At 62.2% G+C, this 13,940-nt stretch carries 11 protein-coding genes; 9 read left to right on the top strand and 2 right to left on the bottom strand.

Going from position 1 to position 13,940, the window contains the following annotated elements; all coding sequences use genetic code 11:
- Nucleotides 1-10 precede the first annotated feature (10 nt).
- Nucleotides 11-1,153: a tetratricopeptide repeat protein gene (locus RS897_RS40390; RefSeq protein WP_315834233.1), complete on the top strand. Its 1,143-nt coding sequence runs from the start codon at nucleotides 11-13 to the stop codon at nucleotides 1,151-1,153.
- Between the two features lie 366 nt (nucleotides 1,154-1,519).
- Nucleotides 1,520-2,506 (top strand): SphA family protein, encoded by a 987-nt coding sequence (locus tag RS897_RS40385; RefSeq protein WP_315834232.1) that lies wholly within the window; start codon nucleotides 1,520-1,522, stop codon nucleotides 2,504-2,506.
- 150 nt (nucleotides 2,507-2,656) lie between these two features.
- Here RS897_RS40385 and RS897_RS40380 read toward each other — a convergent pair whose 3' ends face one another.
- Complete coding sequence (locus RS897_RS40380; RefSeq protein WP_315834231.1) at nucleotides 2,657-3,910, bottom strand: serine hydrolase domain-containing protein; 1,254 nt, start codon at nucleotides 3,908-3,910, stop codon at nucleotides 2,657-2,659.
- Nucleotides 3,911-4,109: 199 nt separating this feature from the next.
- Here RS897_RS40380 and RS897_RS40375 point away from each other — a divergent pair, with 199 nt between their 5' ends.
- From RS897_RS40375 to RS897_RS40355, 5 genes are all read left to right on the top strand, one after another.
- Nucleotides 4,110-4,694 (top strand): HutD/Ves family protein, encoded by a 585-nt coding sequence (locus RS897_RS40375; RefSeq protein WP_315834230.1) that lies wholly within the window; start codon nucleotides 4,110-4,112, stop codon nucleotides 4,692-4,694.
- Nucleotides 4,695-4,914: 220 nt separating this feature from the next.
- Nucleotides 4,915-5,979, top strand: coding sequence for a hypothetical protein (locus RS897_RS40370; protein WP_315834229.1), 1,065 nt, complete (start codon nucleotides 4,915-4,917; stop codon nucleotides 5,977-5,979).
- A 285-nt stretch (nucleotides 5,980-6,264) separates the two neighbouring features.
- On the top strand, nucleotides 6,265-8,478 hold the full coding sequence (locus tag RS897_RS40365) for a TonB-dependent siderophore receptor (RefSeq protein ID WP_315838907.1): 2,214 nt from the start codon (nucleotides 6,265-6,267) through the stop codon (nucleotides 8,476-8,478).
- 37 nt (nucleotides 8,479-8,515) lie between these two features.
- Nucleotides 8,516-9,658: a PepSY-associated TM helix domain-containing protein gene (locus RS897_RS40360; RefSeq protein ID WP_315834228.1), complete on the top strand. Its 1,143-nt coding sequence runs from the start codon at nucleotides 8,516-8,518 to the stop codon at nucleotides 9,656-9,658.
- The gene (locus tag RS897_RS40355; protein ID WP_315834227.1) at nucleotides 9,655-9,855 is read left to right on the top strand and encodes a hypothetical protein; all 201 of its coding nucleotides are present in this window, start codon (nucleotides 9,655-9,657) and stop codon (nucleotides 9,853-9,855) included. Before RS897_RS40360 ends, RS897_RS40355 begins: the two co-directional genes overlap by 4 nt.
- Before the next feature lie 3 nt (nucleotides 9,856-9,858).
- Here the strand turns inward: RS897_RS40355 and RS897_RS40350 are convergent, their stop codons facing one another.
- Nucleotides 9,859-10,776 (bottom strand): LysR family transcriptional regulator, encoded by a 918-nt coding sequence (locus RS897_RS40350; protein ID WP_315834226.1) that lies wholly within the window; start codon nucleotides 10,774-10,776, stop codon nucleotides 9,859-9,861.
- Nucleotides 10,777-10,933: 157 nt separating this feature from the next.
- Here RS897_RS40350 and RS897_RS40345 point away from each other — a divergent pair, with 157 nt between their 5' ends.
- Nucleotides 10,934-12,190 (top strand): HlyD family secretion protein, encoded by a 1,257-nt coding sequence (locus tag RS897_RS40345; RefSeq protein WP_315834225.1) that lies wholly within the window; start codon nucleotides 10,934-10,936, stop codon nucleotides 12,188-12,190.
- Nucleotides 12,191-12,268: 78 nt separating this feature from the next.
- Nucleotides 12,269-13,879 carry an MDR family MFS transporter gene (locus RS897_RS40340; protein ID WP_315834224.1) on the top strand — a complete coding sequence of 537 codons (1,611 nt, stop codon included), beginning with the start codon at nucleotides 12,269-12,271 and terminating at the stop codon, nucleotides 13,877-13,879.
- The last annotated feature ends 61 nt before the right edge of the window (nucleotides 13,880-13,940 follow it).

Genomic DNA, 13,940 nt, shown 5'->3' with positions numbered 1-13,940 from the left:
TGGAGGGGACATGCGCTTCTCGATGCTGCTTGCTGGCCTGGCCGTGTTGACCGTGGTTCCGGCTCCGGCACGTGCCGACAGCCAAAGCGACCTTGAGCAGTGCAAGCTGATCGGAGGCCTCGACAGGGTGGATCAGAGCATTGCGGCCTGCGATCGCGTCATCGCCGATTCCGGCGTGGCCGGATCACGCCGTGCGGCGGCTTTCAGCAATCGCTGTGGATGGTGGTGGGCCAGGCAGCAGCTGGAACGTGCGCTGCCGGATTGCGACGCGGCGATCCGGATCGATCCCGATGCCCCGGCCGCCTATATCAACAGGGGCAATGTGTATCTCGGCAAAGGCGACAAGGCGCGCGCCCTTGGCGACTATGACGAGGCCGTCCGGCGCGATCCAAAAAGCGCCTGGGCCTACAACAGCCGCGGTAACTTCTACAGGAACAATAACGATCCCGATCCCGCTCTGGCCGATTTTGATGCTGCGATCCGGCTCGATCCGTATTATGCCTTGGCCTATTTTGATCGCGGCGCCGTCTACAAGAGCAGGAATGAGTTCGCCCGGGCCCTGGCCGATCTCAATGAATCGCTGCGGCTCGATCCGAACAATGCTCAAGCCTATTTTAACCGCGGCAGCGTGTCCTACAGCATGGGCGACAATGCGCGCGCCATCGCCGACTACACCGCGGCAATCCGTTTCGATCCGGCTTACGCCGCGGCCTATCTGAACAGGGGCGTCGCCTATTTCTTTGTCGGCCGTTCGGTTGCGGACGCGGAGGCCGATTTCAGGAAGGCGAATGAGCTCGATTCCAAAAACGCTTATGCTGCTTTGTGGCTCGAGCTTGCCGAACGCCGCAACAAGGCTCCGAGCCGTCTGGCACAAACCGCGCGACACCTGGATATGACGGCATGGCCGGCTCCGGTGATCCGCCAGTTTCTCGGCGAGTTGAGTTCGGCGCAGACCCTGGCCGCCGCCGCGGACAGTGATCCAAAGGCCACGCAGGGGCAGACCTGTGAAGCAGCGTTCTATGGCGGCGAATGGGCGCTGCTGAAGGACAGGCGGCAGGACGCGCAACGCCTGTTCCGCCTTGCCGCGAGCAGTTGTCCGCAGGGGTTCATCGAAGCGACGGCGGCGATCGCGGAGCTTGTGCTCAAGTATTGATGCGGCGTGCGCCGGCACGCATGTCGGGATGTGCAGCTTGAAGCGTTGCGGAACGCGATGTTCGCAGCGCGATATATTTTTCTGAATGTTGCTCGGCGAGGCCTTCGCAAAAGCACATCATGTTTTTGTGCAACACCCCGGTAAAAGCAGCTGCAGTCTTCAGATCGATGACATTTCCATGTTGCACCTCGATCCATATTAGATAATGATCACTATCATTCTGAAAAGCATTCCGGGGCGCTGGTCAGGCGCGTCGCCGAAACTGCTCGCATTGATGCGGGACAGCTTCGCTCGGACATTTTCCGAGAATGCCGCTTCAGCATGCGAGGTGAGTGATTCAAAGCATTTTGAAACGGGGGATAGCAGATGAGGTTTACGACAGCTCTCATGGCCGCGGCGGGTGTCGCGGCGATCGCAGCGACACCCGCCAATGCCTATGAAGCGGCGGCGGCACAGACCAAGGCGGGCTCGTTCATCGGCGCCAGCGCCGGCGTGCCGCCACCCGGCATCTACATGTTCAACCAAGTATATACGTTCCAGGGCAATCTCGCCGGACCGGTGACGAAGACGGTGGGAAACAAGGTCGGCGCGCAGGGGTTCGTCGACGTGCAGGGCTTCCTGTTCGTTCCCGGCTGGACTTTCCTCGGCGCCACCTATGACGCGCTGATCGTGCAACCCTTTGTCGCACAGAGCCTCGGGGCTCCGTTCAACACGCAATCGAGCGGGATGTTCAACACCTATATCGTGCCGATCGAGCTGAGCTGGATGCTTGGCGAGAGCGGGTTTGCGGTCAAGACCGGTCTCGGTATCTATGTGCCCGACGGCACCAAGACCGGCGTTGCCGGCACCGGCAACGTCGGCTCGCCATACTGGACATTCCAGCCGGAAATTATTGTGTCGTATCTGGCCGACGGCTGGAACCTGTCCGCAGCGATCTACGGAGAATTCAATACCGCGAGCACTGTCACCGGCTATACGACGGGGAACATTCTCCACGCCGACTTCACGGCGACCAAGACGGTCGGCAAATGGACATTCGGACCGGTTGCCTACTATCAGGGGCAAATTACCAAGGACAAGTCCAGCGCGTTCTATGGCAACGCCATCCTCAACGCCAACAAATACGATATCTGGGCGGTCGGCGGTCTGATCGGCTATGACTTCGGGGTTGCGAGCCTGTCGTTGTGGGGCACGCAGGAGGTTTCGGCAAAGGCGTCCGGGTCCACGGTCGGAGGCCCTGTCGACCAGTCTGCCATCCCGCAGGGCTTCACGGTGTTTGCGACGCTGAGCTATCGGCTGTGGGCACCGGACGAGCCGGCGCCGACGCCGAAGCGGCCGATGATTCACAAATAACCGCGGGCTTTGGTTTTTCAGAGCGGTTATCCGTACACCGCCGAAGCATGATGACGAGGCCGTTCATTGCTCGCTTCATCATGGTCGGGCTTGTTCCCTGCGACTCGGCCTGCCGGGTCGCAGGGACATCCACATCTTGCGATGCGGGCCTTATCTCTTCGCCATTAACTCCTTCGCCAGCGCCATATAGGCCGGCAGCGTCACCGGATCGTTGGCCATGTTGCCGGCCATCGGATGCGACGCATAACGCGCGATCACCATTTCGGCTGTGGGATCGACATAGATGCCCTGGCCGTGGATTCCGCGCGCCATATAGGCACCATGCGCATTGTGGCTCACCCACCATTGATTGCGATAGGACGCGCCGGGCAGGGTGGTGTAACCGGCGGGTTTGAATTTTTCGGGATCGCCGCCGCGGGCGATGTCCTCGACCACGGTTGACGGGACGATCTGGCGGCCGTTGAAGCGGCCGTGGTTGCGCATGGTCTCGCCGAAACGCGCGAGGTCGCGCAGGGTGGTGGAGAGACCGCCGCCGCCGCTTTCAGTGCCGACGCGGTCGACATGATAGTGCGCATCTTCCTCCGCGCCCATCGGCGTCCAGATTCGCTCGGACAGCAGCTCCGCCAGCGTCTGGCCGCTGACGCGGCGGCAGATCCAGGCCAGCACGTCGGTGTTGACGGTCTTGTAGGCAAACGCGTTGCCGTGTTCGCCCTGTTTTTTCTGCACGCAGATATAATCGAAGTTGGTGGTCGGACCGTCATAACCCGGCTCGATCGGCGCCATGCCATTGGCCCGCCGCAGGCCCCACACGTCCGAGCTCTTATCAGTGTAGACCTCGGTGTAGGCGAGGCCGGTGGTCATATCCATCACCTCCTGGACGCGGGCATCGCCGAACGCGCTTCGCCCGAACTCGGGCACATACTCTGCGACCGGCGCCTGCGGATCGATTTTTCCATCGGCCACCAGAATGCCCGCCAGCGTGCCGGTGAACGACTTGGTCACCGACATGGCGATGTGCGGCTTGTGCGGCTTCAGCGCGCCGAAATAGCGCTCATGGATCAATTGGCCCCGGTGCAGCACCGCGATGCCGTCGGTGTAGGTCTCCTCGAGCATCCGCGCGAAGGTCATGGGGCGGCCGTCCATGGTGGTGGAGACGGAGCCGCCGATATCGCGCTCCGCACGCGGCAGTTGCGATGCCGGGCCGGGTCCGCGCCAGACGTTCACGGTCGGCACCAACTGGCGCAGGTTGCTCCAGGCCCAGCGGAATTGGGGAAAGTTGCGGAACGATTCGTCCTGGAACATCACCGCGCGGTCCGCCGAGGGCGGCAGGCCCTTCATCCAGCCCTGCCGTTCCGGGTCGGTTTCGGTAGCGGTCGGAAGCGGCTGGCTGGCGGCGACGGTCATGAAGGCTGGCTCCTGGAGGCTGGGGACGTCGGGAGAAAGACGGGCAAGATGCAATCGTAACATCGGAATGCGCGCGTCTACATAGCTGTTTTGCGCCGGGGTAACCGCTTCTGAAAGCGCTTGACGTGGCTCAAGGTGTTCTGGGTCATGCTCATTGGCTGCCGCTTGCCATCTTGTCACACAGAAGCGACAACAGGCGATGACACTGACAATCACCCGACTGGATCCCGAGGGTTATCGCCGTCTGCCCTGGAAGAATGGCGGCGGGACCCTCATCGACATCGCCGACGCCTATCGCGCCGATGCACCGCGCGACTGGGACAGCCTGCTGTGGAAGTTCGGCCGCACGGCCATTGTGGCGCCCGGCCCGTTCTCCCATCTGCCTGGCATCACGCGCATGCAGATGGTGGTCAAGGGCGAGGGCTTGATCCTGGAGGCGGCGGATGCCGAGTTCGATGAGCGCCGGGCCTTCACGCCGGTTCGATTCGCCGGCGAACTGGCCATCGTCACCCGCCTTGAAACTGGCCCCGTCGACGTCGTGAACCTGATGGCGAATGCTGCCGCGTTCGCCATCGATCTTGTGGCGCTGACGCAGCCAGGGACCCGGGGGCTGGCAGCGGGAAGCCATGTGATTTACGCGCCTGCGGGTGACAGCTTCATCGAGATCGATGGCGCCGCGTTTCCGTTGCGCGATGACCATGCCCTGCGGTTTGATCCGACATCGTCGGCGCAACTGTCGCTGATCTCCGGGCTCGTTGTGGTCGGCTCGATTTTTGCGGTGTGAGACCCGCAAAATTTGCACCTCTCGCATGCAGATCATTTGAATCATATGCGGGATGATGGAACCTGCGTTCCCGCGTGAACCTGTGGCTGCACTCTCAAGACTTATCATCTGTTCGGTTGAGCGTTTTCGAGCGAAGCATGCCTGGGATCTTATCCGGGCGTGGGGCCGGTTCGCGTGAGGACAACGCGCCAAATCCGCATTGGTGGGGGAGTGGCGACAGATGACCGGTCTGCGCTCGGATCTGTTTTGCGGCGACAAAGCCTTGCAGGCGGCGCTGACCGTCGATGCCGGTCATGTCGTCAAAGGCGCGCGCGGCACCCATGTCCGCAAGATCCAGGCGGCGCTGAGCCTGCTGCTCGACAAGCCGCCTTGCGGCATCAGCGAGGGCGAACAGGCCGCAGGCCTCTATGGCGACACCACGGCCGATGCGGTGCTGCGCTACAAGACCGAGAACAGGATCATCAACACCGCCTATCAGACGACCCCTGACATCATCACCGGCAAGATGACCATGCGCGCGCTGGACGACGCCATGGTCGGCGTGGAGGCTGAATTGGCCGCCGACGTGCTGCGCGTCCTCGCGCGGCTCGACTTGCTGCTGGCGCGCGACGATCTCGATCTTTCTCCCACCCAGCGGGCGCGGTTCGATGTGTTGCGTGCGCGGGTGATCCCGCTGGTGCAGCCGGGCGCGCCGCCCACCGGTCGGTTCGAGACGGATTATCGCCACGGCGTGGCGCTGATGGACAGCATGCCGCGCCATACCCGTCCGGCGATCGTGTTCGCGGCGCTGCCGCTGGTGGCGGCGGGCGCCGGAGCCGCTATCGCCGCGTTCCTGCTCGCGATCGCGGCGGTGATTGCCCTGATCCTGCTCACCGAGCTTGTGATCGAATCCGGCAAGCTCGGCAATCGGGTGAACCAGGCGATCGAGGATGCGATCGCCGCCGGCGAGGCTGCGATTTTGGACAACATCCTGGTGATCGATGCGCTGGATCAGGCCGTCGAGCAGTGCAAGCGGCGCTCGCAGAATGGCACGGCGGCCTGTCTGGCCGCGATCGCGCGCTTCGCCGCCAAGAAGCTCGTGGTGGTGGCCAAGCGCAACGATCTGCAGGCGGTGCTCAAGGCGCTCAAGGACAGCCTGCAAGGCGACCCCAAGAAACTGGTGTGGAAGTTCCTGGCGCGGCGGGCGGAGACACTGGCGAGGGAGCTCGCGGCGGAAGAGCGCGAACTGCGCGACATCGCCAAGGACATCATCAAGGAGTGCGGCTGCCAGTTCATCAAGGTGTAGCGATGTCTGCATAACGATGATCGTGGCTGGATCAGGTGGCAAGCTTCGCGGCTCGTCGGCGCAGTTTAGAATTAGAATAATTAAAAACGACTGTTTCCCAAAATCCGCATTCCCGAGAATTATTTCTTGCCTGGAAGGATTCAATTGGAACGGCCGGCATCACCGACGTATGCGGGGTCGTGCGCATGTCATCATGTGGAGGGCGCTGAATTGCTAGGTGGAGTTGGGGACGTGTCGAAGCTGTGTAAGTCACTGCGAATTGGTTTTCTTTCCAGCGTGTTTCTGATGTGCGGGGCGACGCTCGAGATCGCGAGCGCCCAGCAATCAGGTACGTCGCCATCGGGCGGCACCGCGCTGGGCCCAGTGACGGTCGATGCCCCGACCACCCGTCGCCGTGTCACCGCCGCGCCGCGCCGTGCGGCGCGCCCGCAGCGCGTTGCGGTGGCACCCCGCCGCCCGCCGGTTCGCAACCCCAGTGCCCCCGCCGTGGAAAATCCGCGCGGCGCCATCACCGGCTATGTCGCGGGCCGTTCGATGAGCGGAACCAAGACCAACACGCCGCTGCTGGAAACGCCGCAGGCGATTTCGGTGATCGGCGCCGAGCAGATCCGCGACCAGAAGCCCGGCAAGTTCGACGAGATTCTGCGCTACACAGCTGGCGTCTATGGCGGCACCTTCGGCGCAGATACCCGTAACGACTGGTTCCTGATCCGCGGCTTCAAGTCCGATGACAACAGCACGTTCCTCGACGGACTGCAGCTGTTCTACACCTCATACGCAAGCTGGAAACTGCAAACGTCCAACATGGAGCGGATCGAAATTCTGCGCGGACCGTCAGCTGTGCTGTACGGCGGCAGCAGCCCGAGCGGCATGGTCAACGTGGTCAGCAAGATGCCGCCAGCGGAGCCGATCCGCTATGTCGAAGCCGGCATCAACCAGTACGGCAACCGCTATCTCTCATTCGATTTCGGCGGCCCGGTGCCGCTGAAGACCGACAACGGCCAATTGTTCTATCGCCTGGTCGGCCAGGTGCAGGCCGGCGGCACCCAGACCGACTACATCAAGGATGACAACTATTTCATCGCGCCGTCGCTGACCTGGAAGCCGGACGCCGACACCAGCTTTACATTGCTGGCTTCGGCCTCGAAGAGCACAACCAATGGCCAGAACTTCCTGCCATATGTCGGCACCGTGGTCGCAGCCCCGTACGGTCGCATTCCCACGAACTTCTTCGGCAGCGATCCCAGCGTCGATTTCTTCAGGCGCGAGCAGGAAATGATCGGCTATCAATTCGAACGTAATCTGTCGGACAGCGTGACTTTCCGCCAGAACGCACGGTTTGCCCATGTGAACGTCGATTACTCCACGCTGTTCGGTCTCGGCACCGATGCGGCGGGCAATCTGTCCCGCGGCAACTTCCACACCATCGGCATCGCCGATCAGGCGAATCTCGACAACCAACTCGAATATCGCTTTTCAACCGGCGCCTTGAGCCACACGGCGCTGTTTGGACTGGACTTGAAGCATTATTCCATCGACGATCGCCAAAACTTCGCCGGAGGTGCGTCGATCAACGTGCTCAGTCCAGCCTATGGGTATTTCCCCGTGTTCACCGGTCCTTTCGGAACGGATCGCACCATCACGCAGAAGCAGCTTGGTTTCTATGTGCAGGACCAGATCAAGTGGGACCGCTGGACTCTCGTGCTGAGCGGCCGCAACGACTGGGTCTCGACCGACAACAACGATCATGTCGCCGGCGCGACCCAGAGCCGCGACGATAGCAAGTTCAGTGGCCGAGCCGGGCTGATCTACACCAGCGATATCGGACTTGCGCCTTATGTCTCCTATGCGACGAGTTACAATCCCGTGATCGGCGTCAATGGAGGCACGGGGCAGCTGCTGTTGCCGGAGACGGGTGAACAGACGGAAGTCGGTGTCAAGTTCGCTCCCGCCGGCATGAACGGCTACGTCAATGTGGCGCTGTTCGACCTTAAGCGGAAGAACGCGCTGACCACCGATCCGAATAACATCCTGCTGCCTAACCAGAGCGGCGAGGTGACGTCGCGTGGCATTGAGCTCGAGGCGGTCGCTAATCTCACGCGCGAATTCAAACTGACGGGCTCGTTCACCGCCTACCATCTGTTCGTCAGCCAGGATTTCAACTCGGCACTGATCGGCAAAACACCCACCAACACGCCGCAGCAGCTGGCGTCGCTGTGGGGCGATTATACCATCAAGTCTGGCTCGCTGACCGGCTTGGGTTTCGGTGCCGGCGTCCGTTATGTCGGTGCGTCCTATGCCGACCAGGCCAACACGCTGGTGGTGCCGGCCCGCGTGCTCGGCGATCTGGTGGTGCACTACGAGTGGGATAACTGGCGCGCTCAGATCAATGTGCAGAACATCACCGATGTGATCTATGTCGCGAGCTGCGCATCGACCAATGCCTGCTTCTATGGCGACCGCCGCCGGGCGACAGCAAGTCTCGCCTACAAGTGGTAAGGCATTGAGCGCGAACTGAAATCACGGAGGCCTGGACGTGAAAGCCCGCACCGTCCGCATCTGGTCGCTGGTGCATAAATGGTCGAGCCTGGTCTCGACCGTGTTCCTGCTGCTGCTGTGCATCACCGGCCTGCCGCTGATCTTCCACCACGAGATCGACGAGGCGCTGGGATATTCGCCGCAGCCGGAAGCAGTGGCGATTGGCACGCCAAAAGCGTCGATCGACAAGGTCGCGACCGAGGCGCTGGCGACGGCGCCGGGCAAGGTCATTCAGTACGTCTCCTGGGACAAGGACGAACCGGGCAGCGTGTTCGTGTTCACCAACAGCGCGCCCAATGGCGAGCCCGACAACGCGGTCGTCCGTGCCTTCGATGCCTATCGCGCCAAGTCGATGGCGCAGGTCGGCATCGGCCCGATGCTGATCATTCTGAAACTGCACACCGACATGTTCGCCGGCCAGCCCGGCAAACTGTTCCTCGGCGGCATGGGTTTGCTGATGTTCGTCGCGGTGGTGTCCGGCGTCGTGCTTTATTGGCCATTCACCCGCCGCCTGCAGTTTTCGACGGTGCGCAATGGCAAATCCCGCCGCGTCGCCTGGCTCGACTGGCACAATCTGATCGGCGTCACCACTGTCGCCTGGGTCTCGGTGGTTGGGCTCACCGGTGTCATCAACACCTGGGCCGAGCTGATGCTCGATCAGTGGAAATCGACTGAACTGGCGGCGATGGTCGCGCCCTATGCCGGCAAACCGCTGCCCGCCCATCTCGCCTCGCTCGATCACGTCATCGACAATGCCAAGGCCGCTGCTCCCGGCATGACACCGGCGTTCATTGCATTTCCCGGCACGCCGTTCTCGAGCTCGCATCATTTCGCCGTGTTCATGCGTGGTGACAGCACCCTGACTGCGCGCATGTTCAAGCCGGTGCTGGTGGATGGCGAGACTGGTGCGGCCAGCGAAGTCCGCGAATTGCCGCTTTATCTGAAAGCGCTGCTGATCTCGCAGCCGCTGCATTTCGGCGATTATGGCGGCATGGTGCTGAAGATCATCTGGGCGGTGCTGGACGTGCTGACCATCATCGTGCTCGGCAGCGGGCTCTATCTCTGGCTGGTGAAACGCCGCAAGGAGCGGCGCGGGCGGCAATTGCTTGCCGCTCCCGAAATCGCCCAGGCAGCCGAATGAAGCCATCCCTCTCGCCTGGTGCCGCGCCGAACTGGCGTGGCGTGTTCGGCGCGCCGATTGTGATCGGCGTGCTGTCGTTCGCCGGCCTGATCCTTGCGCTGCTGGTCGAAGGCGGAATCGGACGTTACGCGTCCTGGCTGATGGTCGGCCTGCCGCTGATTATCTGCGGCTGGCGCTACGCCAGGTCCCGCCGTTAATGGTCAGGCGCCGTCCGCCGGATTCATCCACTTGCGGTGGACGGTGAAGCGTTCCGCGAGCAGGTCGATGAACGATCGCACCTTGCTCGACAGATGATGCCGGTGTGGATAAATCGCGTTGATCGCGAGCTCGGGGAGACGAACGTTCGGCAGCAGGCGGATCAAGCGTCCCGCCTCCACATCATCGCCAACAAGAAAACTCGGCGCCAGCATGATGCCCTTGCCTGATAGCACCAGGGTGCGCAACAACTCGCCGCTGGTGCTGACGGTGTTGCCGGTGACCGGCACCGTAATCGATTGCCTTTGCGGCCCCTCGAACCGCCAATCGCGGCCGAACGGATAATAGGCATATCTCAGGCAGTTGTGGTTGATCAGGTCGGCGGGCTGCTCGGGGGCCGGGTTGGCCTCAAGGTAGGCCGGCGAGCAGCACACGATGTGTCGCCATGGCGTCAGCTTGCGGACCACGAGGGATGAATCCGGCGGCGTCGCTGCCATGATCGCAAGATCGAAACCCAATTCGATGAGGTCGATCATCGGTTCGCCGGCGGTCAGGTCGACAGAGACCGCGGGATTGGCGGTCAGGAACTCTCCGATGACCGGCGACAGGAAGCGCACGAGAGTGGAGGTGGCATAAAGCTTCAACAGTCCGCGTGGCGTTGACTGCAGCGCGTGGGCCACGCGATCGGCCTCATCGAGATCGATCAGGATTTGCCGGGATCGTTCATAATAGGCTTGGCCGATTTCGGTCAGACTGACCTTGCGCGTGGTGCGATTGAGCAGCCGCACCCCGAGCCGGTCCTCCAGCGACTGGATATGGTTGCTGACCATGGTGACGGACATGTTGAGCCGCCGCCCGGCGGCGGAAAACCCGCCGCATTCGACCACCTGGCCGAACACCGTCAAACTCGTCAGCCGATCCATAACTCACTCAAATATTTGAAGATTTTCGCATGATCGGATCCTGATTATCCGCTCCCGATTGATAATCCTTCCCGATTTTCCAAGATTATCAGATCGGCTGGAACACTGCATCTTCGCGACCATCAGATCACGGCCGCTTCGGCCACAGGAGACGACGATGGTTGAGATGCCCCGCCCCGACAGCTTCCAGCAGGCGACCGACGCCGCGGGAGCCACCCCACCGGCCCAGGCCCCCGTGGTATCGCGCCGGACACTGATCAAGCGTGGTGCGCTGGTGCTTGCGCTGCTCGCCGGCACTGCGCTCGGAAGTTATTACGGTCACGATTACTGGACCATCGGCCGTTATCTGGAATCGACCGACGATGCCTATGTCAAAGCCGATTACACTACGATCGCGCCCAAGGTCGCCGGCTATATCGCCGACGTCCTGGTGCGGGACAACCAGCATGTGACAGCGGGCCAGGTGCTGGCGCGGATCGACGATCGTGATTTCCGTGCGGCGCTGGCCCAGGCCAATGCCGACGTGAATGCGGCAGTGGCCGCGATCCATAACCTCGATGCGCAGCTTGTGCTGCAGCAGTCGCTGGTCGATCAGGCCAAGGCGGCGATCGATGCGACCCAGGCCTCGCTGACCTTTGCGGTGTCGGATGCGGAACGCTATCGCGACTTGATGCAAACCGGCTCCGGCACCATCCAGCGGGCCCAGCAGACCGAAGCCATCCGTGCGCAGGCCGCGGCTCAGCTCCAGCGCGACAAAGCCGGACTAGTGGCGGCGGAGAAACAGGTGGCGGTGCTGGCCACCGCCCGCGAACAGGCCCAGGCCCAGCTCGAACGCAGCCGCGCGGTGGCGCATCAGGCGGAGCTCAATCTGTCCTACACCACCATCGTCGCTCCGGTGAATGGCACCGTCGGCGCGCGCTCGCTGCGGATCGGCCAGTACGTCACCGCCGGCACGCAACTGATGGCGGTGGTGCCGCTGCATGCGACCTATATCGTCGCCAACTTTAAAGAGACCCAGCTCACCCATGTGCGCGATGGCCAGCCGGTGGAAATCAAGGTGGATACCTTCCCCGGGGCGCACATCACCGGCCATGTGGACAGCCTGTCGCCAGCGAGTGGCCTCGAATTCGCACTGCTGCCGCCGGACAACGCCACCGGCAACTTCACCAAGATCGTGCAGAGGATCCCGGTGAAGATCACACTGGACGACGAGCGCATGGCGGGATTGCTGCGCGCCGGCATGTCGGTCGAGCCGACGGTCAACACCAAGGCTGCGGCGATCGCGGACAACGGTGTCCCGCAGGCGAATGAGCTGGCTGGCGCGTCGGTTTCGCCCAAGCCGACGGGCGGCGTATGCCGCCTTCCGATCGAACGCGACGCCAACACCGCCGGGCCTTCCAGTCCCGCTGGATAATCCTTTCGGTCTTTCCTCGATTATCGCGAAGGCCTGTGTGCGGCATGGTTGCCGGCACAGGAGAGACGGAGTTTTGCCATGACCGCCCAAATTGCTGCACCGGCGTTTCCCGTAACAGCGAAACCGGCACCTGCGGCCGCTCCCCAAAGTTCACTGATCACCTGGATCGCAGTGATCGGCTCGACGCTCGGCGCCTTCATGGCCGTGCTCAATATCCAGATCGTCAACGCTTCGCTGGCCAACATCCAGGGCGGCATCGGCGCTGGCATCGATGATGGCGGCTGGATCTCGACCTCTTATTTGATTGCGGAAATCATCGTCATTCCGCTGTCCGGCTGGCTGGCACGGGTGTTTTCGATCCGTCTTTATCTGCTGAGCAATGCTATCTTGTTTCTGGTGTTCTCGGCGGCTTGTGCGCTGGCGCAAAATCTCGAGCAGATGATCGTGCTGCGCGCCATCCAGGGTTTTACCGGCGGCGTGCTGATCCCGATGGCGTTTACCCTGATCATCACCCTGCTGCCCAAGGCCAAGCAGCCGATCGGCCTCGCGCTGTTCGCACTCTCCGCCACCTTCGCACCGGCGATCGGCCCGACCATCGGCGGTTATCTCACCGAAAACTGGGGCTGGGAGTACATTTTCTACGTCAATCTGGTGCCCGGAGCGATCATGGTGGCGATGCTGTGGGTGTCGCTGGAGGCGAAGCCGATGCAGCTGCATCTGCTGCGGGATGGCGACTGGCCCGGCATTCTCACCATGGCGATCGGTCTCGGCGCGCTGCAGACCGTGCTGGAAGAAGGCAACAAGGACGACTGGTTCGGCTCGCCTTTCATCGTTCGGCTGTCGGTGATCGCCGCGGTCTCGCTGACTTTGTTCCTGATCATCGAATTGCGCAGCCCGCGCCCGCTGCTCAATCTGCGGCTGCTGCTGCGTCGCAATTTCGGCTTCGGCATCACCGCAAACTTTCTGATGGGCATCGCGCTTTATGGCTCGGTGTTTATCCTGCCGCTCTATTTGTCCCGGGTGCAGGGCTATAACTCCGAACAAATCGGCATGGTGCTGGCATGGACCGGTCTGCCCCAGCTCGTATTGATCCCGCTGGTGCCGCGATTGATGCAACGCTTTGACGTTCGCCTGATCATCGTGACCGGCTTCGCTCTGTTCGCGGCTTCCAACTTCATGAACATCTACATGACCGGTGTCTATGCCTCCGACCAGTTGTTCTGGCCGAATGTCGTGCGTGCGGTGGGCCAGGCGCTGGCGTTCGCGCCGCTATCCGCCGTCGCCACCGCCGGCATCGAGCCGGAGAATGCAGGCTCCGCGTCTGCGCTCTTCAACATGATGCGCAACCTGGGCGGCGCCATCGGGATCGCCGCGTTGCAGACCTTCCAGAGCAAGCGCGAACAGTTTCACTCCAATGTGCTGACCAATTCAGTGTCGCTGTTCGAGGAAGCAACACGGCAACGGATCGATCAGCTGACCACTTATTTCCTCAATCACGGCGTCTCCGATCAGGCAACGGCCTGGCACAAGGCCGTCGTCGCCATCGGCTCCCGGGTCCGGCTGCAGGCCAATATCATGTCCTTCAGCGACACCTTCTTTCTGCTCGGCGTTGTGCTGGTCCTGGCGCTGGTTGCAACCCTGATGCTCAAGAAGCCGGCGGGGCAGGTCGGCGGTAGCGGTGCCCATTGATGTTGTTGCCACCCCAACGACGTGCCCAAGCCGATGATATCGGCGTAACCTCAAGGTGAAG

The organism is Bradyrhizobium prioriisuperbiae (assembly GCF_032397745.1).
GTDB lineage: Bacteria > Pseudomonadota > Alphaproteobacteria > Rhizobiales > Xanthobacteraceae > Bradyrhizobium_A > Bradyrhizobium_A prioriisuperbiae.
The sequence above is the reverse complement of the archived record's forward strand: the minus strand, read 5'-3'. Positions and strand labels throughout refer to the sequence as shown.

Bases quoted from the DNA above. Each gene is read 5' to 3' on its own strand.
- RS897_RS40390 (WP_315834233.1), top strand. From the start codon at position 11: ATGCGCTTCTCGATGCTGCTTGCTGGCCTGGCCGTGTTGACCGTGGTT.
- RS897_RS40340 (WP_315834224.1), top strand. From the start codon at position 12,269: ATGACCGCCCAAATTGCTGCACCGGCGTTTCCCGTAACAGCGAAACCG.
- RS897_RS40350 (WP_315834226.1), bottom strand. From the start codon at position 10,776: ATGGATCGGCTGACGAGTTTGACGGTGTTCGGCCAGGTGGTCGAATGC.
- RS897_RS40385 (WP_315834232.1), top strand. From the start codon at position 1,520: ATGAGGTTTACGACAGCTCTCATGGCCGCGGCGGGTGTCGCGGCGATC.
- RS897_RS40375 (WP_315834230.1), top strand. From the start codon at position 4,110: ATGACACTGACAATCACCCGACTGGATCCCGAGGGTTATCGCCGTCTG.
- RS897_RS40355 (WP_315834227.1), top strand. From the start codon at position 9,655: ATGAAGCCATCCCTCTCGCCTGGTGCCGCGCCGAACTGGCGTGGCGTG.
- RS897_RS40365 (WP_315838907.1), top strand. From the start codon at position 6,265: ATGTGCGGGGCGACGCTCGAGATCGCGAGCGCCCAGCAATCAGGTACG.
- RS897_RS40380 (WP_315834231.1), bottom strand. From the start codon at position 3,910: ATGACCGTCGCCGCCAGCCAGCCGCTTCCGACCGCTACCGAAACCGAC.
- RS897_RS40345 (WP_315834225.1), top strand. From the start codon at position 10,934: ATGGTTGAGATGCCCCGCCCCGACAGCTTCCAGCAGGCGACCGACGCC.
- RS897_RS40370 (WP_315834229.1), top strand. From the start codon at position 4,915: ATGACCGGTCTGCGCTCGGATCTGTTTTGCGGCGACAAAGCCTTGCAG.